This is a genomic window from Pseudoalteromonas shioyasakiensis, from assembly GCF_022398475.1.
Classification (GTDB): Bacteria; Pseudomonadota; Gammaproteobacteria; order Enterobacterales; family Alteromonadaceae; genus Pseudoalteromonas.
This window is the reverse complement of record NZ_JAKEVM010000086.1, coordinates 1-19,785: the sequence shown is the minus strand read 5'-3', so window position 1 is coordinate 19,785 and position 19,785 is coordinate 1. Positions and strand designations below refer to the sequence as shown.

Annotated in this window: 20 protein-coding genes; 7 read left to right on the top strand and 13 right to left on the bottom strand. The window is 39.6% G+C overall.

The genetic code is table 11. From position 1 onward, the window contains the following. The first annotated feature begins 332 nt into the window (after nucleotides 1–332). The gene (locus L1D51_RS14345) at nucleotides 333–818 is read left to right on the top strand and encodes a DUF6622 family protein (RefSeq protein WP_239963969.1); all 486 of its coding nucleotides are present in this window, start codon (nucleotides 333–335) and stop codon (nucleotides 816–818) included. Between the two features lie 22 nt (nucleotides 819–840). Here L1D51_RS14345 and queE read toward each other — a convergent pair whose 3' ends face one another. Continuing rightward, on the bottom strand, nucleotides 841–1,506 hold the full coding sequence (gene queE, locus L1D51_RS14340) for a 7-carboxy-7-deazaguanine synthase QueE (RefSeq protein ID WP_054564069.1): 666 nt from the start codon (nucleotides 1,504–1,506) through the stop codon (nucleotides 841–843). 122 nt (nucleotides 1,507–1,628) lie between these two features. Here queE and queC point away from each other — a divergent pair, with 122 nt between their 5' ends. Next, nucleotides 1,629–2,309 (top strand): 7-cyano-7-deazaguanine synthase QueC, encoded by a 681-nt coding sequence (gene queC, locus L1D51_RS14335; protein WP_268795049.1) that lies wholly within the window; start codon nucleotides 1,629–1,631, stop codon nucleotides 2,307–2,309. Between the two features lie 39 nt (nucleotides 2,310–2,348). Here queC and L1D51_RS14330 read toward each other — a convergent pair whose 3' ends face one another. From L1D51_RS14330 to L1D51_RS14315, 4 genes are all read right to left on the bottom strand, one after another. Then, nucleotides 2,349–4,523 (bottom strand): exonuclease domain-containing protein, encoded by a 2,175-nt coding sequence (locus tag L1D51_RS14330; RefSeq protein ID WP_239963968.1) that lies wholly within the window; start codon nucleotides 4,521–4,523, stop codon nucleotides 2,349–2,351. A 66-nt stretch (nucleotides 4,524–4,589) separates the two neighbouring features. Then, nucleotides 4,590–4,778 carry a DUF3185 family protein gene (locus tag L1D51_RS14325; protein ID WP_054553751.1) on the bottom strand — a complete coding sequence of 63 codons (189 nt, stop codon included), beginning with the start codon at nucleotides 4,776–4,778 and terminating at the stop codon, nucleotides 4,590–4,592. 75 nt (nucleotides 4,779–4,853) lie between these two features. Further along, nucleotides 4,854–6,263 carry a sensor histidine kinase gene (locus L1D51_RS14320; RefSeq protein ID WP_239963967.1) on the bottom strand — a complete coding sequence of 470 codons (1,410 nt, stop codon included), beginning with the start codon at nucleotides 6,261–6,263 and terminating at the stop codon, nucleotides 4,854–4,856. After that, the gene (locus L1D51_RS14315) at nucleotides 6,263–6,937 is read right to left on the bottom strand and encodes a response regulator transcription factor (RefSeq protein WP_054564072.1); all 675 of its coding nucleotides are present in this window, start codon (nucleotides 6,935–6,937) and stop codon (nucleotides 6,263–6,265) included. The genes L1D51_RS14320 and L1D51_RS14315 overlap by 1 nt, the downstream gene beginning before the upstream one ends. Before the next feature lie 175 nt (nucleotides 6,938–7,112). Here L1D51_RS14315 and L1D51_RS14310 point away from each other — a divergent pair, with 175 nt between their 5' ends. The 3 genes from L1D51_RS14310 to L1D51_RS14300 are packed head-to-tail and all read left to right on the top strand — an operon-like array spanning nucleotide 7,113 to nucleotide 11,098. Next, nucleotides 7,113–9,056 (top strand): LTA synthase family protein, encoded by a 1,944-nt coding sequence (locus L1D51_RS14310; protein ID WP_239963966.1) that lies wholly within the window; start codon nucleotides 7,113–7,115, stop codon nucleotides 9,054–9,056. Between the two features lie 15 nt (nucleotides 9,057–9,071). Continuing rightward, nucleotides 9,072–10,697: a phosphoethanolamine transferase gene (locus L1D51_RS14305; protein ID WP_239963965.1), complete on the top strand. Its 1,626-nt coding sequence runs from the start codon at nucleotides 9,072–9,074 to the stop codon at nucleotides 10,695–10,697. 20 nt (nucleotides 10,698–10,717) lie between these two features. Beyond that, entirely contained in the window at nucleotides 10,718–11,098 is a 381-nt protein-coding gene (locus L1D51_RS14300; protein ID WP_054564075.1) for a diacylglycerol kinase, read from the top strand. Here L1D51_RS14300 and L1D51_RS14295 read toward each other — a convergent pair. The 8 genes from L1D51_RS14295 to L1D51_RS14260 all read right to left on the bottom strand — a co-directional run bounded on the left by L1D51_RS14295 (nucleotide 11,095) and on the right by L1D51_RS14260 (nucleotide 17,087). Further along, nucleotides 11,095–11,328, bottom strand: a complete 234-nt coding sequence (locus tag L1D51_RS14295; protein WP_054564076.1) for a hypothetical protein — start codon at nucleotides 11,326–11,328, stop codon at nucleotides 11,095–11,097. The genes L1D51_RS14300 and L1D51_RS14295 overlap by 4 nt on opposite strands. Before the next feature lie 64 nt (nucleotides 11,329–11,392). After that, on the bottom strand, nucleotides 11,393–12,142 hold the full coding sequence (locus tag L1D51_RS14290; RefSeq protein ID WP_239963964.1) for a hypothetical protein: 750 nt from the start codon (nucleotides 12,140–12,142) through the stop codon (nucleotides 11,393–11,395). A gap of 3 nt (nucleotides 12,143–12,145) precedes the next feature. Then, nucleotides 12,146–12,868 (bottom strand): SIMPL domain-containing protein, encoded by a 723-nt coding sequence (locus tag L1D51_RS14285; RefSeq protein ID WP_239963963.1) that lies wholly within the window; start codon nucleotides 12,866–12,868, stop codon nucleotides 12,146–12,148. A 56-nt stretch (nucleotides 12,869–12,924) separates the two neighbouring features. After that, complete coding sequence (locus L1D51_RS14280) at nucleotides 12,925–14,154, bottom strand: NADH:flavin oxidoreductase/NADH oxidase family protein (RefSeq protein ID WP_239963962.1); 1,230 nt, start codon at nucleotides 14,152–14,154, stop codon at nucleotides 12,925–12,927. 62 nt (nucleotides 14,155–14,216) lie between these two features. Further along, complete coding sequence (locus tag L1D51_RS14275) at nucleotides 14,217–14,630, bottom strand: MerR family DNA-binding transcriptional regulator (RefSeq protein WP_239963961.1); 414 nt, start codon at nucleotides 14,628–14,630, stop codon at nucleotides 14,217–14,219. A gap of 14 nt (nucleotides 14,631–14,644) precedes the next feature. Beyond that, nucleotides 14,645–15,610 carry a hypothetical protein gene (locus L1D51_RS14270; protein ID WP_239963960.1) on the bottom strand — a complete coding sequence of 322 codons (966 nt, stop codon included), beginning with the start codon at nucleotides 15,608–15,610 and terminating at the stop codon, nucleotides 14,645–14,647. A gap of 143 nt (nucleotides 15,611–15,753) precedes the next feature. After that, the gene (locus tag L1D51_RS14265; RefSeq protein WP_239963959.1) at nucleotides 15,754–16,599 is read right to left on the bottom strand and encodes an HDOD domain-containing protein; all 846 of its coding nucleotides are present in this window, start codon (nucleotides 16,597–16,599) and stop codon (nucleotides 15,754–15,756) included. 188 nt (nucleotides 16,600–16,787) lie between these two features. Then, nucleotides 16,788–17,087, bottom strand: coding sequence for a hypothetical protein (locus tag L1D51_RS14260; RefSeq protein ID WP_055199282.1), 300 nt, complete (start codon nucleotides 17,085–17,087; stop codon nucleotides 16,788–16,790). A 276-nt stretch (nucleotides 17,088–17,363) separates the two neighbouring features. Between L1D51_RS14260 and L1D51_RS14255 the strand changes: the two genes are divergently transcribed. Together L1D51_RS14255 and L1D51_RS14250 are read left to right on the top strand one after the other, a co-directional pair. Then, nucleotides 17,364–19,154 (top strand): ATP-binding protein, encoded by a 1,791-nt coding sequence (locus tag L1D51_RS14255; RefSeq protein ID WP_239963958.1) that lies wholly within the window; start codon nucleotides 17,364–17,366, stop codon nucleotides 19,152–19,154. Between the two features lie 268 nt (nucleotides 19,155–19,422). Further along, the gene (locus L1D51_RS14250) at nucleotides 19,423–19,623 is read left to right on the top strand and encodes a hypothetical protein (RefSeq protein WP_054564084.1); all 201 of its coding nucleotides are present in this window, start codon (nucleotides 19,423–19,425) and stop codon (nucleotides 19,621–19,623) included. Nucleotides 19,624–19,785 lie beyond the last annotated feature (162 nt).

The following is a 19,785-nucleotide window of genomic DNA, read 5'->3' as shown; positions in this document are numbered from 1 at the left end:
GATATATATATGCTTTTATTCTTRATAAAAKMATATATGCCCCTYAYACAGGTCAGRARATCCCTYCTGTGCCTGAAAACAAAATATTGAGATTAGTATTATTTTTTCTTGGAATTTTTKYTTGCACTGGATCAACTTTCTTTGTYGGTTARGATGGRGTTACAAGGAACATAGYAAAAAAGCGTTGCCATRGTGCAACGCTTTTTTGTTTTTAAAGGCYAMTGACTCAATTGACAAACTTWTATAAATAGCAGATAAAATAGGAACACGCGCTGCGTTTTAAACGACACAATTAAATAACTTCCTAAAAATAATAAAAACAAGGATGTAAGATGATTATTGAAATTTTAACTCACACACCACTTTGGGTTTATGGTCTGTTTGTTGGCCTTATTTTTGTTGGCTGGCAACAAACTCGCGAGCGCTACGTAAAGCAGCCCACGTTATTGATACTGCCGCTGGGCATGCTTGCTTTATCATTTTTTGGTGCGACTTCAAGCTTTGGTTATAGCTTAACGATTATGCTGCTCTGGCTAGCTGGCATTGTTAGCAGTACGATCATTGGCGTATTGCTATTTTCTGCTTCATCAGCAAATTATCAAGCCCATAGCGCTTCTTTTAAAGTACCTGGCAGTTGGTGGCCAATGATATTCATCATGGCTATCTTCTTTACTAAATATGCGGTGGGTATATTAACAAGTATTAAGCCAGAGCTTTTTACAAATGCTACTCTCGTGTTATCACTTGCCGCTTTTTACGGCATTTTATCTGGCACTTTCATCGCTCGAGCAATCAGAGTGTTAAAAGTAAAAAACTGATACTAAGAACTTGCCAGTTAAACTAACTAATTCCTAAATACTTATGTACTTGAACCGATAAACGCCAATTCTTTGCAATACAGGTTTCAATGGCAAGTTTAGTTGCTGAGGTTTTTTGGCTAATTGGTTGTAGATACACTAAACGCGGATTCACACCTGTTTTTAAGAATAAATCTTCGAGCTCTTCCACATGCTTTTGCATTGCCACTGGGTGTTTAATCTCATCAGCGCGTTGCATTGCACTGCGTAATACTTTATAGCCACCACGCATATTAATTTTTGGTGATACAGTCACCCATGTCTGCTCAGGGACTAAAATCTCAAATGTACCGCTGGTTTCAATTTGAGTCGAATAGCCATTTGCGTGTAATAATTCACACACTGGATTTAGGTCGTACATGCAAGGCTCACCACCAGTGATCACCACATGCTTTGCGTTGTAGCCTCGCTCTATAAATAGCGCTAACACTTGCTCAGCTGTTGCTTCAGCCCAATGATCTGAGTCTGCTTTTTTCTCAACGGTGTCATCAAGTGACACTTTATATACGTTATCAACGTCCCATGTTTGTTTTGTATCACACCAAGCACAACCCACAGGGCAGCCTTGTAAACGTAAAAAGATTGAAGGTGTACCCGTAAAACTCGCTTCACCTTGAATTGTTTCAAACACTTCGTTAATTTTGTACAAAAGACATCTCACTTACGACGCAACGGTATAAAATACATACCATCAAAAAAACCAAAAACACGCGCAAAAATTGTTATTTAGGCCCGAGCCGTGTAGTATATCGCGCCCTGAAGTAAACCTCTATCAAAAGTAAGAGCAAAACAGATATGACGCAAAAAGTAGTTGTGATTTATTCCGGCGGTATGGACTCATTTACCGTATTAAATAAAGCCCTGCAACAAGGCCACGAAGTGTATGCCCTGTCGTTCGACTACGGCCAGCGTCATGTTAAAGAGCTTAAAGTAGCTGCTCAAGTATGTGAAAAGTTAGGTGTTTCTCACAAGATTGTTGATATTTCAGCGATCAACCAGTTGATTGGTGGCTCATCACTAACTGATGATATCGAAGTACCAGAAGGTCACTACGAAGAAGAAAGCATGAAGAGCACAATTGTGCCTAACCGCAACATGATTTTACTCTCACTGGCTGTGGGTTATGCGGTGTCTTTAAAAGCTAGTAAAGTTTATTACGGTGCCCATTCAGGCGATCATGCAATTTACCCAGACTGCCGCCCTGAGTTCGTACAAAAAATGGATGATGTTTGCCGTATTGCCAATTACGACGCTGTTGAAATTTTCAGCCCGTACTTAAACAATACCAAAATCGACATTTTGACAGACGGTTTAAAAATGGGTCTTGATTACAGCCAAACATGGACCTGTTACAACGGCCGCGATAAAGCCTGTGGTAAATGTGGTGCTTGCCAAGAGCGCTTAGAAGCCTTTGCTTTAAATAACGTTACTGACCCTATCGAATACGAATAACCTTATTTAGAATGGTTAGATTAAGTTTACAAGGCGAGTTTAACTCGCCTTTTTTGATTGTGTTTGTTGAATCAGATTTAACAGTTCTGCTGTGGCAGTTGCATCAGCTAACGCTCTATGATGATTCGTTAAATTCAATTCAAAATGTGCCGCTAAGTTACCGAGCGAATATGACTTAAGCTTTGGAAATGCCTTGCGTGATTCAACTACGGTACATAGCTTTGGCATTTTAAAGCCCTGCCCGATTGCACTGTACTCTTTGCGAATAAAGCCGTAATCAAAATTTACATTATGGGCAACAAATACGCTGCCTTTTAATAGTGAGCGCAGTGTATCGGCAACCTCTGCAAAGCGTGGCGCATCACGAACCATAGCGGCGTTTATCCCCGTTAACTTGGTGATAAAAGCAGGAATACTGCGCTCAGGATTGATTAAACTCGCCCATTGTTTAATTACTTCGCCCGCTTGTAACTGCACAACGGCTATTTCAGTAATTTTATTATTACCTTGTACGCCACCGGTGGTTTCTATATCCACCACACTATAAATTCGATTCGGATCATTAAACCAATTTACCGCAACGATATTCACTGCAAAGCCATGTTGCTTTAATACCTCAATACTGACAAGTTGGTTGCGTCTTAGTTTGTCGCCAGGGGCTTTCACTTCTTCAAAGGTGAGCTTATCCCCTTTAAGCACCATCAAGTCTGGGTAGCCGTCTTTGAGCTGCTTAAAGGTTTTTGTCATTTGTAGTAAATGCGCTTTTAAATTTTCAAGCGGGCTGTGTTTTATTAATACCTCTAGCGGCTCTAACATATCGCTGTGCCACACAAACACAGCGTTAGGGGCTTCATAAAACTGCCCCACGTTTTTGCAAACATATTTATATAAAGCTTCATTACTAGTGAATTTTGCAAGCTTTTGCTCAATTTGTGTTTGTTGAACTGTGTAAAAACAATCAGCCAGCAACACCTTTGGATAAAGATCAAATTCATTACATGGCGGGTGCGGGGTCTCTATAAAGAGTTCTTGCCAGAACGTTAAGGTAAAAAAACTCAACCAAAGATTATTCTCGGTAAAAAATACTGTATTACCAAGCTGCTGATAATGCTCGCACACTCCTTGCTCTACATCGCCACGGTAAATGTCATCAATCTCTAATTGATGCTCTGTATCGATGAGCATTTGTGTTAGGCGTGAGCGTTGTTGCTTGTTATATTTACGCTGTAAAAAGTCCTCTGCAAAATACAAAATGCCATCATCTAGTGGGTCTAGAATAACTTGTTCAAGCTTTTGTTCTACCCAGCTTTTATCACCTTGTTTGTAACGCTGGCGAATTGCTAGCTCTTGCGCTTCACTGCTACCTTCACAGTGCTCAAGTAATTCAAATGCAAATGCTAAGTCATGATCTTTAAGCTGCTTGTATAAGCGGATCAATAACTTGTTTTTGATACTCTGGGCTAATTCATCTTCAGAGTTAATGGCTAAAAGCGCTTGGGCTAAGTTTTGATACTGTAATTCTGACTCGCTTTCTTTGAACTGCATTCGCAGCTTATTTAATTGGTAATGCGTTTGTGCTTCGGCGAGTGTTTGAAAACGAGAGATGCTTTCACTAACATCACCACGCACTTTTGCAATTCCCAAATCACGCATCACAAAACGATTTTGATGATTGATATCACCGCCACTTAGTCGGCCGCTATGTAAAAACTCAAAGTATTCATAATACTGACTTCGGCTATTAACCACGAACTGGCTAAACAACGACTCTAATTCACTGTGATTGCGATCAATATGCTCTTTACACAGTTGGGTTAAGCGCTGTTTACTGGCTGACTTTTTGTAATCAGGTTGAGTTGCCATTAACTCATCATTTGCTAATAAGGTTAACAGGGTTGGTTTGGTTAAATGCTCAAGCAATAGATCTAATTCATCGCTGCTAGGATGTGCCACCAGCCCTTGCTGTTTTAGCTTAAAAATAGCACCGTGCAGATTAGGGATCTCTTCATAATTTAATGATGACAAAGCAACGATTTTTGGCTTTCGAGAATAAATACGCAGCAAAGTACATAAGCTTTGCTCATCAAGTTGAAGGAGTTTTTCAAGAAATAACTGCTGCTCTTCTAAAAGCAGATGCTTGCACTGAGATTGTATAAATTCAGCAAGCTCAAAGAAGTGACTTAAATAATATTTTGCTGGTAATTGTGTTTTCATAGCCAAACCCGACACTGTATATAAAAACAGTATCAGGTATTAGCTAATTGATTTCAATGTTTGCGGTTATTTAACTTTTAAAATACCCACAATTGCGCAAATTGCACCCCCGACCATACCGAGCCAAGCTTCAATTGGTGTATCACCACTAAACGTGCGGCTAATTTGCGCACTTGCAGAGTCATACACGTTATATCCCCATACGGCTAGCGCCACACCAATAACGATTAAAGCAATACCTATAATTTTTCCCATCGTGTTGTTCCTTATTGTTATTAATTTCTTTTTGATAACCTCAGTGTTGCACACATATTAAACGCCTGCAAAGCCTTAAGAAATAATCAAACTAAAGGTTATGTTTTGCCCACTTAACGACACCTGAAGTTCAGCGTCAATTGCTTTACTTAACGCTTTGGCAATAGATAAGCCTAACCCAAAGTTATCATTAGAGGTTCTGGCACTGTCTTTTTGCCAGAGTGGATCAAATAACTGGCTCAAATCGTCTTCTGTTAAAGGTACTTTTAATTCATTTGTAACAGAGAATTGCAGCTTATCCTCTTTAGTCAGTAGCGTGCTTACAGTCACAACGCTCTTATCAGGGCTATATTGCTTGGCGTTATTTACAAGGTTGGTGATGATTGATTCAAGGGCAAATAAATTACTGACAATGGCAGGAACATCATCTTGAAACTCAAACTTAATTCGCTCTAAATCATGTTTTTCTAAGGTACGTAAAATAACCTGGTTTAAATCACATGCATCTTGCTTTGGGAGTGCTTCATCACTGTATTTATGCAGTAATAATAAGTTTGACACAATGCTCTTTAAACGCTGGCTAATTTTTAGCACTTCGGGTTTAAAGTCTGCCTCAAACTCTTTTTCATTTGGAAAACGAATGGCCACTTCAGCCATATTAATAAGCTCAGCTATAGGCGTTTTTAACTCATGAGCAATATCCGAGGTTAAGCGTCTTTCACGAAAATAAAGCTGGCGGTTTTCCCGTATAAAGGCATTTAAGCTATCAACAATGGGTTGCAGCTCTTTAACAGGCTCTTTTATTGTTATCACTGCACTTTTATCCGCGATACTAAGCCTACTAATATCCCGGTTTAGTTTATTCAGCGGCGCTAAAGAACTGTCGACCGATTTACGCACAAATAGACGAATGAATACAATTACTGACACAGTAGAAACAACAAAAATAACGTCGATGAGCCATAAAACAAAGTCAACTTCTTCTGATGAAGCTGCATAAGCTAAGGTTATGGGTTGTTGCAAAGAGGTGTTAACGCCTTCAATAAAGTCTTCATCATCGTCTAGGTCTAAAGGCGGTATAAAGCGAGTATAAATAACCCGCCCATTGCGACCATCAGGTAACTCGGTATTGATGATTTTTGTCTCGCCAAGCTTTATTTTCTCTAGAGGTAGGTTCTTTTGTGAGAAAAGGTGCAAGCTTTCTGAACGCGCAAACACGCCAGACTGCGACCAAATTTGAAAATACTCAGTTTCTGTACTGCCAGAAAACTCAGGCATGAATTGCCCTGAAAAATCAAAATCAATTTCTTCTTCGTCAATATCAATCAATGACATAAGCATGCCGGCTTTTGATTTCAAACCACGATTAAATTCGTTATCAATCCAACTATCAACGGCGATATCGGTAGCAACTAAAATACTCAGCACTAGCCCAGTTATAGTAATCGATAATGTGGTTACTAACTTACTGCGAATTGATTTCATTATTTTCCTTGAATGATATAACCAAAACCACGCTTAGTTTGAATAGGTAACTCGCTACCTGCTGCCCTCACCTTTTTACGCGCCGATGATAAATGTGCTTCAATGGAGTTTTTTGAAACTAAGTCATATTGCCCAGCAATATAGGTACTTAACTTTTCAGCTGTGATCACTTTGTTTTGATTACTAAACAAGCACTCGACTATTTTATATTCGTTAGGGGTTAAATCGATAACGGTGTCGTTAACTTGCAAAAGTTTTAATTGTAAATTTAAAGCCAAGTTATCAATGCGGATCACATCACTGATTGTTTTCAGGCCGCCGCGACGCATTAAATTTAATAACCGTGCATGCAGCTCATCAAACGAAAATGGTTTGGTCAGGTAATCATCCGCCCCGGTGAGTAGTCCTTTTACTCTATCTTCTGGTTCTTGCTTGGCAGATAAAATAAGCACACGAACGTCGAGCTGCTTTGCTCTTATGGTTTGTAATAACGTAATGCCATCAATACTGGGTAACATAATGTCGAGTATGATTAACTCGTACTCACCAGTCATTGCCATACTCAAACCTTCAGCGCCATCGCCGGTTTCATCAATAGTAAAACCTAGGTTCTCAAGACCAATTCGTAGACTACGTCTTAATGACACCGAATCTTCTATAATCAACAATTTCATATGTTACTCATTTAGCTGAAAACCGCTTTAGTGTCATCAGGTTACGCTTTGAATCTTAAGATTCACTTAAGATTTACTGAAGTTTTTCTAGTTTAGAAAATATTAAGATTACCATAAGGATTTCTTAAGTTTCGATTCCTAGTATTGCCGTAGTTTCGATTAAGTAAGTACGACTATGACAACAAAACTTTCTGTTTTAAAACCTTTGTTCCGTTTTTCATTAATTTTAATGTCAGTTTTTATACTGTCGAGAATAGCCTTGCTTGTATGGCAACACCAAAGGTTAGCTGATGGCGATAGCCTAGCCGTTTTATTTGGCGGCTTAAGAGTCGACTTAAGCAGTTTAGGCTACTTGTCAGCCTTGGCTGTTTTAATGTTAGTCGCTGATGTGCTTTTGCGCAGCAAAACCGCTTTATTTCAGCATGTATTTACTTTTTATAGCAGCATAGTCGTGACTTTAATCGTGGTTGTTGAGGCTTCGACTCCCGCGTTCATTACTCAATACGATGTGAGACCAAATCGTTTATTTGTCGAATACCTAGACTACCCTCAAGAAGTCTTTTCTATGCTATTACATGGCCACCTATTTGCCATGATAAGCACCTTAATTATTGCAACGCTTAGTTGTGTATTTACGTATCGTTATATAAATGCAGCATTTAGCAAACAGCAAGATGCTAAAACGGTAAGCCAAGTGGTGATACTCGTTACTACTTTATTAGTTTGCTTAATTAGCGCAAGAGGCACTGTAAGCCATCGCCCGTTAAACCCTGCATTAGTGTACTTTTCAAGTGACTCACTAGTTAACTCCTTGGCACTTAATTCAACTTACAGTGTTGCATTTGCTATTAAGAATATGGGCAATGAAAAAAATGCCAGTAGTTTATACGGTACCATGCCACGTGATGAGATTTTACAAACAGTAAAGCAAGCAGCCTATAAACAGCAGTTTATCACTGAGAAAATCCCTACCCTTGCCAACAACACACCTTTTAACACAGGCAAACAAAAGAATTTAGTGATCATTTTAGAAGAAAGCTTAGGCGCACGCTTTGTTGGCGAACTAGGTGGCATAGGTGTGACTCCTGAGCTCGATAAGCTTTATCAACAAGGCTGGGGGTTTGATAACTTATACGCCACTGGCACACGCTCTGTTCGAGGGATTGAAGCGGTAACAACCGGGTTTACCCCATCACCTTCGCGCTCGGTGGTCAAACTTTCTAAATCTCAGCGTAACTTTTTCTCACTTGCTGACGTATTAACCCGCACCGGTTATTCCACCCAGTTTATTTATGGCGGTGAAAGTCATTTCGATAATATGAAAAGCTTTTTCTTAGGCAATGGCTTTAGCGATATTGTCGATATTAATGACATGCAAAACCCTGAGTTTATTTCGTCATGGGGAGCAAGCGACGAAGACTTGTTCAATCAAGCTGATATAGAGCTAAGTGAGCTAAATAAATCGGGCAAACCATTTTTCAGTCTTGTGTTTACCTCAAGTAACCACGACCCATTCGATATTCCAGAAGGTAAAGTAACACTGCCTGAAGGCCACGACCCAGAAAACGTCAAACGCGATCTAGCAATCAAATATGCTGACTATGCACTCGGTAAATTCATCACAAAGGCAAAAACGCAAGATTACTGGCAAGACACCGTCTTTTTGGTGGTTGCAGATCATGATGTGCGCGTGTTTGGTTCAGAGCCTGTACCGCTAAAATCTTTCCACATCCCTGCTGTGATCCTAAATAGTGATATGGATGCAAAGCGCGATACTCGCTTAGTCAGCCAAATTGATTTACCTGTTACTTTGTTGTCGTTATTAGGTGTTGAGCAAGCAACCCCCATGCTTGGTTATGATTTAACTCAACAATACCCTGTTGAGCGCGCCATGATGCAGTACTACGACAACTTTGCTTACGTAGAAAATGGTAAAGCCGTGATCCTGATGCCAAACCAAAAAGTGAGCTATTGGCACTACGACCCTAAAAGTAAATCCCAAGTAGCCATCGATAACACAGATAGCAGCGTTGAGCTTGCCAAAAAAGCCCTGGCTCACGTCTTATTTAGCAATTTAGCTTATACCGAACAGCTGTATCGCTTACCAAATAAATCGTAGCGATGAGGAATCATTATGAGCAAGCAATTTAAACAACTTCTTACTAATAAATGGCACCTTAGCTACAGCCAATTTGTCTGGCTGGTGTCGCTGTACTTGGTTATTGTATTTAATGGCCTGTTTTTATTTAACACGCTTGAAGCAGCCAGCAAACCTGAACATATCAATTGGTTATTTATAGCAAGCGTACCGTTTTTCTTATTAGCACTAACGGCAATGGTGTTAAGTTGGTTATCGCTAATCACCTTTGTAAAACCCGTGCTTTTAACAAGCATCGTGGTTTCATCGTTGTTGTTTTATGCAACCTTAAATTACGGTGTTATCTTTGATAAAAGCATGCTGCAAAATATCTTAGAGACAAATTCTGGTGAGGCATTTTCATACCTTAATGTACAAGTTATCGCTTTTATTACTGTGCTAGGCGTACTCCCTGCTTACTTGTTTTCTCGCTTTAAAATTGTCGGAAACTTTCGTGTTCGTCTTAAAAGCTTTGCGCTTCTTAACGTTACAGCGTTTTTTGCTGTAGCTGTTATTGCCGTTCCTTTTTATAAAGATTACGCCTCTGTAGGGCGTAATAATCGCCAATTAACCAGCTACATTACCCCCTTTGCATTTTACACTGCGGGCTATAAGTACCTGCGCGATAATTATTTTTATCCACCTCTACCATTTAAAGTCTTAGATAAAACACCGCACCTATTAGCTAAGCAACAAAGTTCTCTGACCGTTATGGTGGTAGGTGAGACAGCGCGTGCAGCAAACTTCTCACTGCAAGGTTACGACAAGCCAACTAATCAATATACCCCTAAACTTGGCGTTAAATATTTCAGTGATGTTAGTTCATGTGGCACCGCAACGGCCATTTCTGTACCTTGCATGTTCTCGCGCTTAGACCGCAATCACTATGATTCGCGCATCGCGCAAAGCCAAGAAAATGCCCTAGATATCATTCAACGAAGTGGTGTCGAAGTAACGTGGATTGATAACAATAGCAGCTGTAAAGGGGTTTGCGTACGGGTAAACTCAGAAACGGTAGAACCAACAAAGAGCAACCCACTTTGTGACGGACGCTATTGTTTTGATGAAGTACTGGTTGAAGAGTTAGCTGCAAAGCTTGCCAAAAGTCATGCGAAGCACCAATTAGTTGTACTACATATGATTGGTTCACATGGACCAACCTACTATCGACGCTATCCAGAAAAAGACAGCAAATTCTTGCCTGATTGCCCACGTAGCGATATCCAAAACTGTAGCAGTGAGCAACTTACCAATACATATGATAATACCATTGCTTATACCGACCTAGTGCTGAGTAAACTTATTAATTTACTGCAAAGCAGTAAGGCGAATGACAAAGCCCTACTGTATGTTTCAGATCACGGTGAATCACTGGGTGACAAAGGCTTGTACTTACATGGCTTCCCGTATGCATTAGCACCTAAAGAGCAAACTCAAGTGCCTATGCTGTTTTGGAGTAATAAACTAGCCGATACCCGCTTTAATCAATGTATCGAACAGCAGCGTAACCATGCTTTTTCACACGATAACATTTTTGACACCCTGCTTGGCTTAACCCATGTACAAAGCACTGAATATCACCCAGAGCAAGATATCTTTAATGCTTGCTCAACTCAAAGCTAACGAAATAGAGACTTCATACTATGCAATTTGATAGCACTAACAAACCCATTGGCATTAAACGTATTCGCCTCGCATTCAAAAACTCCCAACGAGCATTCACCTGGTTAGCAAAGCATGAGTCTGCTTTTAAACAAGAGCTGATACTGTTAATCCTTGCAATAGCAGTGGTTTTTGTCTGGCAGATTAGCCTGTATGAAAAAATCATGCTGCTTGTATCTGTGCTATTTGTGATGTTTGCTGAAGTCGTCAATACGGCAATTGAAGCCGCCATAGACCGAATAGGCCTTGAAATTCATCCATTATCAGGCCTAGCTAAAGACTTAGGATCCGCAGCCGTACTGATTGCTCTAACAATTTGTGCGTTGGTATGGGGCGGCGTGCTTGTTAATAACCTATGCTAACTCGCTTTTTTATCATCAGGGGTGTCATTACAAAGTGCACAGTGGCGCCCTTTAGATGAATGATATAAACGGGTTGCGATAAAAATGGCCGTTGCAATAAATGACCAAAGTAGCGCAAAGCCTAATGCGCTCATTGTCTCGTGACCTTTTAGAATTTCCACCATAAATAACAAAATTGCCACCAGCGTAAAAACTTTAGTGGTTCTTAGTATCCAAAATTTTGTACCCACAACTTACTCCTTTATAAGAGGCTCCTTAGAAAGGATAAGTGTAGTTCAAAACAAGAAAAACAACCTAAAAACTTGAAGCAGGCTCAGACAATATCTGTACATTATTTTTAAATACCTCTAAAAGCCCCGGCGGTGAGTGCTCAGTACCAAGCACGGTAACATGACAGACATAACGATAACCGTTGTTAGTAAAGGTGTAAGAATGATTGCCCCCACTGCCATCAAAACTTAACGTACCGCCGGTGATCACAAGGCTTGGCTCATCTTGCATAGATTGATCTGTTTCCCATGCTGCATAGCGGTAATGATTACCTGCCAGTTCATCGATACGAATTAAATGCTGTTTTGTTTGCCACGTTAGTATCGGCTTTGTAAATTCACGAAGGCTTTTGTGTAATACTTGTTTTTGCTCGTCAATCAGCACTTCGCGTTGTGCTTTTTCTGACTCTGATTCATAAGGCACAGCCCAAATAGAGCCATCAAAGTCTAACCACAATTTGCCTGAATCAAACATAATGCCGCGCCAACCCATCATTTCCCAATCATGGCGAATATTTGAGTTCACGATTTTTTCAACAAACTCTTTATCAAAAATTTGCTCAAAGTTTTCTATAAGCATTTGTTCATTTTCAATTGCTGGTAGCGGCTCTTTACGCTGCAGTGGATAATGCACTCGCTTGGCAATGGCAGCTTTATCACCCGACTTAAAGGCCGCAACCACAGGTTTGACAATTTTTATGTGTTTTGTTGCGGCAAAACTACTGAATGCCATCAACAAAAGGAATAGATAAACGCTGTGCTTTAAAAACTTCATCAATTACTCTACTACCAAATCAAACACAACATTGACACTTGCTCTGAAGGTAATCGATTCTTGTAAATACTTACCTTCTGGTACGGTATTAATACGTGAGCCCGTGACCATAATTCGTTCTATATTTGTGTTGCTACCATAGCCAAAGTGACTACCTACCTCTTGCGATTGAATACTATACACCCGACCAAGTTTCGCTTCGAATGCGCTTGCAAGGCTACTTCCCTGCTGTTTGGCATTCGCAACTGCTTTATCAAGAGCGGCTTGCTCGTAATCTGAGGCTTTGGTTGATAAAAGTTGAATGTGCTCAATTTGATTGACACCCACTTTAAGCGCAAAATTTAAAAATCGGTCCAAAAGAGAGAGTTGTTTAAGGCTGACTTTAACCTTACGCGTGGCTCGAAAACCATCTTTGACTTGGTTATCGTTTTCGTCATAGCGCATATTGGGCTCTACGAAAATTCGCCCCGCAGAGATACTTTTTTCGTCTATTGAGAAATTATTTAAGCCCGCAAGGAGTTCATTAACTTGCGCATCGACTTGCTGCTTAGCCTGCATGCTTTCGGCTTTAACAGTTTCAAATTCTAACGTGATATCAGCCCTGTCGGGGGCGGTACGCACAACAGCCTCACCTTTAACAACAATATGGCGATTATCTGGCAGACTTGTTGCAGCTATTGCAGAACTGGTACATAAAACCAGTGGTAACAAAGATTTAAGCATCATAACCTCTCCCTAGAAAAAGCTATGATGCCTTGCCTAAGCAAAAATGTACACTCAGTTCAGCCGTTACCGCGGATAAACTTTAGGTACCTCTTTACTCTAAATACATCGTTAATTTGTTGCTTTATGAACGCCCAGATTGGCCAAACGTTAGGATTTGCCTGTTTGTTCATACTTAAACGCGTTAATTGATACTTTACCATTGCCATATTCGCAACCGAGGCAAGTGGTTTATTCTTCCAGGTAATTGCTGCAAGTTCTGGTGTAACGTGTGAGCCATTTCGCCACTTATTTACTAATGCTGGCTCAATTGCAAGAGCCGTCGCAATACCGACCATATCGACGCCTTCTGCAATAACCTGATCTGCCACTGATTTACGTTTAATGCCACCTGTGATCATAATTGGCATCGTCGCAATTTCACGAATTTCTTTAGCAAACTCTAAAAAGTACGCTTCACGAGCCAACGTTCTGCCATCCCGTGCACTGCCTTGCATTGCTGGCGCTTCATAACTACCACCTGAAAGCTCAACTAAATCAACATTTAACTCACCTAGCATAACAACCACTTGCTTGGCGTCGTCAAGAGTAAAACCACCGCGTTGAAAATCAGCTGAGTTTAGTTTTACCGCAACCGCAAAATGCTCACTCGTTGCGGCTTTAATTTGCTTAACAATTTCAATTAATAGTCGAGCGCGATTAGCAAGGCTTCCACCCCATTGATCACTTCGCTTGTTAGTTAAAGGAGATAAAAACTGGCTCAATAAATAGCCATGCGCCGCATGCACTTCAACACCCGAAAAACCAGCCTTTTCGGCTAATGTCGCTGTTTTTACAAACCGTGTGATGATGTCTTGAATTTTGGCTTCATCCATCGCTTTAGGTGCCGAGAAGTAACTCGACATTTTACCAATATCCATTTCCACTGCTGAAGGCGCCCATGTTTGCTGCTGCAAACTTGCTGGCATTTGTCGGCCAGGATGATTAATTTGCAGCCAGAACTGTCCACCATTTGCCTGCCCTATTTTTGCCCACTGCTGAAATACAGCTAGGTGTTTATCATTTTCTAATACCACTCCACCTGGGCCTGTCATCGCTTTACTATCAACCATAACATTGCCCGAAATAATAAGCCCTACACCACCGTCAGCCCATGCTTTATACAAGTTAAAAAGCTGAGTTGATGGAAGTAAATTTGCATCAGCTAGGTTTTCTTCCATCGCTGCTTTTGCAACACGATTTGGAATAACAGAACCATTCGGTAATTTAAGTTCAGAAAATAAGGTCATAACAGTCTCCATAGTTGGGAATGTCAAAACTATAAGCTTAAAGTAAACTTTAAGGTCAATAGCTATTTGTCATTTTTTAACCCCATTTGTGTCAGAACACGTTTAGCATTATCTGCACAATCCATATCATCTGGCTTTGCATCAATTTCTGCGAGGATCGCTGTTAAGCGCTGTTTATTTTCGGCTAACTTTGCTTGTAATTGCTCGATATCCATCACTTTTTGTTTTAATGCATCAATAAGGTGAGCATGTTGCCAACCAGATAAATCCGCCGGTAACAGTGCTTTTAATTCATCTAGGCTAAAACCGGCTTGTTGCCCACTGACTATTAAGTTTAAAACGACTTCAGCTTCTTTAGGATACGAGCGATAGCCATTTGCTTTACGCTCAACCATTTTTAGTAAACCAATATCCTCATAAAAACGAATCTTAGACGCGCTAAGACCCGTTCGTTTTGCAAGCTCACCTATTTTCATTGTGTAACTCCTGTCTAGGGTTTAGCTTTAAAGTATGTTGGTGCATATAACGCACTTTGAAAATTAGGTACGTACTCATATTTGATCATACTGCCTAAATCAAGTGAGCGAATAAACTGTGATAATTCTCCCTGACGCAGCTCAAGGCTTACATCTTCATCAGATGTGCTTGATGCATAGCGTAAATATCGATTATCCGCATAGCCCGTTGTTAACTGCCCTTGTTGATTGTGATTCATAAAACTATTTCGAACAAATTTCTCATCGGTTGATTCATCGCTTAGCTTTTTACCTGTGATGATCACATCAGGCTGATTGGTGGCATTATAAAATAATGAAAACGTAAGTGTCTTAGGAGTATTTTTATAGCTAATTTTAGTGGTCCATTTAGGTAGATTATAGCCCACTACACCACGCACTCTCGCGAGCTCTGTATCAACGGGTAGCTTTAAAACAACACCCCAAAAGTCATCATTCCATTGGTTATTAAGTAACGAAATAACGCCTAAATTCCACGAATCTGGCTTGGTGGTGATCACTGAAATGGCTAGCTCATTGTATGTATCATTATCGCAGTAATGATAAGCATAAGCCGTTATTGCAACTAACCCTCGCCCTGGCCATAAACTTATTGGCTCAACATGCTCTAAAACACTGGCTGGGATCAATGAGGTTAATACATCAAGATCCGCGCTGAATACTGCAGTAATTTTACTGTTCTTATAGTAAAAATTTGGTGAGTAAGACTCAAAGCCCATGTCTACTTTTTGCTTTTTTATGGTTTTAAACCATGACAAATCAACACTGGGAGCCTGCTCAGCTATCACTGATAATGGGGGGTTAGAGCGATATTGGTCATACAAACCACCTTCAACAACAGGCACTTTTTCACCTGCCAGCTCAATTGTTTTAGTAGCGCTTTCTACGTAACTTGTTGTTAGTAATGCAAGCAATAAGATTAGGTTTTTGATAGTTGTCATTTTGCACCTCGTTATTCATTAAGATACAAAAACTCTAACTTTAAAGCTCACTTTAAGGTCAAGATAAAAAAAGCGAGTGATGATAACTCACCACTCGCAAACTCATCGAAGTTAAGATGATAGGAAATAAACGCTAATTGGCTTTAACTTGCCATCGCATTGTCGACGTAATCTTCGACCATATCGGCAAAATCTTGATCAACAATACCCAGCTCTGCAAAGCACTGCTCTTTAATTTTGAACCACTCGCTCGAATACTGTTGGTGGCGGGCATAGTCCACAGCACTCTCTGCACATTTTAAGATGGCGTACGCCATACGTTGTTGTTCATCATTGTTTTGCTCTAAAAAGTGCGTGTTATGATGATTTAAAATAACGTGACAAAGTGGCTTAGGTAGGTGCCAAGATACCGAGATAAAATAGCCAATCACCGCGTGGTCGCACTGATAACGTGCTTGTTCTAGGTCGGTAATCGCATACTCTTTAGCTAAATTTGCTTGCTTAAGAACCTCAACATAATCTTTAAATTTTAATGCCATAGCCGCAATACCGACATTATGAAAAAGCCCTAATGAATAAAGTTCGTCCACTGGCATTAATGACTTATAACTGTTACCAAGCTGCACACAGGCATTCGCAACTTCAACTGACTCATCCCAAAAGCGCTCTAAGCTAATACAGGCATTGCCTTTAAAATTTTGCTTAAGCAAGGCCAAGGTTACTAGCCGATTAAGCTGATCTAAGCCTAAAAACATCGCCGCTTGGCGTATATCACTAATGGTGCGTTGTAAACCAAACACCGGGCTATTTATTGTTTTTAATAATAAAGCTGAAAGACTGATGTCTCTTGATATTAGCTGAGCTATTTTATCTAAGTTTGCATCCGACTTTTGCATTTCATCAGCAATTTGGCTCAATAGTTCAGGTTTTGGTGGAATATGAAAACCGCGTTCAAGCGAAACTAGGCGTTGTTCATCTAAGTTGATCATTTGCCCAAGAGCCTCCGTTAATAAGCAACGAGCAATTTAATGGTTTAGATGTGTAAAATAACCTAGGAACTTTGCCTTAGTATTGTTTGAGATCAATGTGTTGCGAAGAAAGGAAGATTAATTATTGAAAAGCTAACACGGCATATTATAGCAAGTTGCTATTATATGCCGTCTTTTTGAGGATTTGCTTAGTGAGCAAGTACGCTAAGCCACTCATCTGGGTTTGCTAAAATAAACTCAAATACATCGTTGTTATTTAAAGTAATACGAATTCCATCTGCTGTAATTGGTAGAATACCCGCGCCTTTTCCTGAACACTTATCAACGTTATTGATGTGCGCTCGTGAAAGTGTGTATGGACCTAAGCCTAATTCTTTATTAAACGGTTCAAAAACAATGTCTTGTTCTGTAACTAAAAGCTTACCATCCGCTTTTGCGACACCTGATTGAATAGTTGCTATTGATTCTTTGACTGTTTGCGCGTGCATACCCTTTACTCCACCTAACAATGAGTGTGACTTACACTCAATTAAATCATAAAAATTGCGTACCAACTTAAGATACAGCAAGTACAAAAAAAGTACAGTGTAATTGATTGCAAAGTTTTTTATGAAGAGCTAATTATTCGCTTTAAATTAATTTTACCTTAGTTGTTAAGGTTTTTTTTGTTCTCATAAAAAGTCGTTCTGACTTTAGGCCCTTCTTATGTGAACAAAAAAAATACTGCTATGCTTAAATTAACAACAGATAGGTACGGTAAACTGATGACAAAAGCGTTGCAGCAAACTAAAAACAAGTTAAAAATGAATGCAATTATAGTGATTGCATTATTAACGTCGCTCACTGTTACCTCATTATTCTTTTACAAAAATGTCGACTCACAATGGCATGACTATTCAAAAACCGCCGCTAACGTTTATGTACTTCACGACAAGCTAATACAAAGACTCGGTTATGGTGGCTTTATTCACCATTTTAAAAACCTAGTGCTCAGAAAAAATACAGAACTGTATCTTCCGCCCATTGAAAAGGAACTCATCGAAATAAAAGAGATCCTTGCCAAGCTTAGCGCAATAAAAGAATACGATCAGACTGCGCTTACTGACGTTAAAAAAACGGTCAGTGATTATGAAAGTAAAGTCGATATTGTTTTAAAGATGATTGCTGATGGCGCGACAAGCGAGCAAATAGACTCTATAGTAAAAGTAGATGACACAGCTGCTTTGAAGGCACTTGCCGCGTTCGAGCAACATGTAAACTTAATGCTTAAAGATAAAAGCATCGCCATTGATGAAAACTTCCAAATTGCTTACATCGTGCATGTGTTAACAATCATATTGCTCACCAGCATATTGCTTATTTACTTTAGAAAGCTCTCAAACTCTTATAAACAACAAATTGAGCTTACTGAGCGAGCTTTAGAAGGCGCGAGAATAAAATCAGAATTTTTAGCCAATATGAGTCATGAAATACGCACCCCACTTAATGGCATTATGGGGCTTTTACAAATTTTGCAACCGAACATTCAAAAACCGAAAAATATAGAAGTTGTGTCTAAGGCGTTGTTTTCTTGTCGGTCACTCCTTACCATCATCAACGATATTTTAGACTTTTCGAAAATGGAGGCGAACGAGCTTTATATTGAACAGGTAGATTTTTCGATGTCGAAGGTCGTTGAGTCAATCAATTCTGATTTTCTGCCGCTTTGTAACGAAAAAGCAATCGAACTAAACATAGATATAGACGATGACGTTGAAGATTTATGGCTAGGAGACCCAGTTAGGGTTCGACAAATTATTTTAAACCTGGTTTCTAACGCCGTTAAATTTACCGAGCAAGGTGGCGTGCAAGTAAAAATTAATAAATCTTCGCAAAGCCAAAAACAAGGTGTTGAGATAGAAGTGATTGATACCGGCATTGGTATGAATAAAGAGGGTTTAATGCACCTGTTTAACCGTTTTCAACAAGCCGATAACAGCATAACGCGGCGTTTTGGCGGGACAGGATTAGGCATGTCGATCACCGCTAACCTCATTAACCGTATGAACGGTCGTATTGATGTAGACAGCGCACTCGGTAAAGGCACCCATTTCACGGTTTATTTACCGCTCAAAGTATCTGAAAAGCAGCACTTACATGATAGCTTTACCGATGTAACCGCACCTGTCTTATCGGCTAAAACCTTATTAATAGCTGAAGATAACCCGCTCAATACCATGATCATCAAGTCGATGCTTGCAGAAACCAACGCTGATCTTCACTTTGCAAAAGATGGCGCTGAAGCAGTCGAGCTATTTAAACAACTCAATCCCATTTTAGTTTTAATGGATATACAAATGCCTACTATGGGGGGTATAGAAGCCTGCTCACATATTCGCAGCATTGATAAAGAGGTGCCAGTTATTGCCTTGACTGCCAACGTGATGAAAGAAAATATCATCGAATACATGAATTGTGGTTTTAATGGCCACGTAGGCAAACCTATTGAAAAGCATTTACTATTTAAAGCACTGCATGACGTGATTGCGGATAGCCGTGACGAACTGGTGGATTAAGTTATTGTAAAAAGTAATAATCCACTGTTTTTTAATTATTTTAAAACACACCAAACTTTAAAATTATTCAACATTTTCAATCAGTTGAGGTTGTACTTTACTGCTAACACCCTCACCCATAGCGCTGTACAAATCTTGTTCTATTTTGATTGACTTAACTAAAAAGATCCCTCATAGTCGAAAAAATCATCAGTACACATTACACCAAATTATAAAACCAAGTAGCAACCTAAAATGCTATCAACAAAAAATGTGGAGGAGATGCGGTATGAACCGTAAGTCAAAATTAATCTACCGTATTATGCTGGCCTCTAAGCTTCATAGCCGTAATAAAGAGATATCACTCGATAAACTAAAACAAGGCTGCTGCCTAAGTGACTCTGAATTACTAACCATTATAAAAGAGCTGGAAATTAAAAAACTGATCAGTTGGGATGCCAGTAAATCTACTTTTATGATTTCAGCTTAGCTCGGCATATTTAAACGACAGCTTAGCTTTTTCTTGCTGTCGTTTTTAGATATTTCCCCACCCTATTTAATCATTTAAGTATTTAGCTACCACCTACCTCTAATTAAGCTTTTAAATAAGACTTTAATCGATTATGTAACCACATTGTGAATACGTATACAT

Coding starts and splice junctions, on each gene's coding strand:
- L1D51_RS14345 (WP_239963969.1), top strand. CDS start 333: ATGATTATTGAAATTTTAACTCACACACCACTTTGGGTTTATGGTCTG.
- L1D51_RS14330 (WP_239963968.1), bottom strand. CDS start 4,523: ATGAAAACACAATTACCAGCAAAATATTATTTAAGTCACTTCTTTGAG.
- L1D51_RS14325 (WP_054553751.1), bottom strand. CDS start 4,778: ATGGGAAAAATTATAGGTATTGCTTTAATCGTTATTGGTGTGGCGCTA.
- L1D51_RS14320 (WP_239963967.1), bottom strand. CDS start 6,263: ATGAAATCAATTCGCAGTAAGTTAGTAACCACATTATCGATTACTATA.
- L1D51_RS14315 (WP_054564072.1), bottom strand. CDS start 6,937: ATGAAATTGTTGATTATAGAAGATTCGGTGTCATTAAGACGTAGTCTA.
- L1D51_RS14310 (WP_239963966.1), top strand. CDS start 7,113: ATGACAACAAAACTTTCTGTTTTAAAACCTTTGTTCCGTTTTTCATTA.
- L1D51_RS14305 (WP_239963965.1), top strand. CDS start 9,072: ATGAGCAAGCAATTTAAACAACTTCTTACTAATAAATGGCACCTTAGC.
- L1D51_RS14300 (WP_054564075.1), top strand. CDS start 10,718: ATGCAATTTGATAGCACTAACAAACCCATTGGCATTAAACGTATTCGC.
- L1D51_RS14290 (WP_239963964.1), bottom strand. CDS start 12,142: ATGAAGTTTTTAAAGCACAGCGTTTATCTATTCCTTTTGTTGATGGCA.
- L1D51_RS14285 (WP_239963963.1), bottom strand. CDS start 12,868: ATGATGCTTAAATCTTTGTTACCACTGGTTTTATGTACCAGTTCTGCA.
- L1D51_RS14280 (WP_239963962.1), bottom strand. CDS start 14,154: ATGACCTTATTTTCTGAACTTAAATTACCGAATGGTTCTGTTATTCCA.
- L1D51_RS14275 (WP_239963961.1), bottom strand. CDS start 14,630: ATGAAAATAGGTGAGCTTGCAAAACGAACGGGTCTTAGCGCGTCTAAG.
- L1D51_RS14270 (WP_239963960.1), bottom strand. CDS start 15,610: ATGACAACTATCAAAAACCTAATCTTATTGCTTGCATTACTAACAACA.
- L1D51_RS14265 (WP_239963959.1), bottom strand. CDS start 16,599: ATGATCAACTTAGATGAACAACGCCTAGTTTCGCTTGAACGCGGTTTT.
- L1D51_RS14260 (WP_055199282.1), bottom strand. CDS start 17,087: ATGCACGCGCAAACAGTCAAAGAATCAATAGCAACTATTCAATCAGGT.
- L1D51_RS14255 (WP_239963958.1), top strand. CDS start 17,364: ATGACAAAAGCGTTGCAGCAAACTAAAAACAAGTTAAAAATGAATGCA.
- L1D51_RS14250 (WP_054564084.1), top strand. CDS start 19,423: ATGAACCGTAAGTCAAAATTAATCTACCGTATTATGCTGGCCTCTAAG.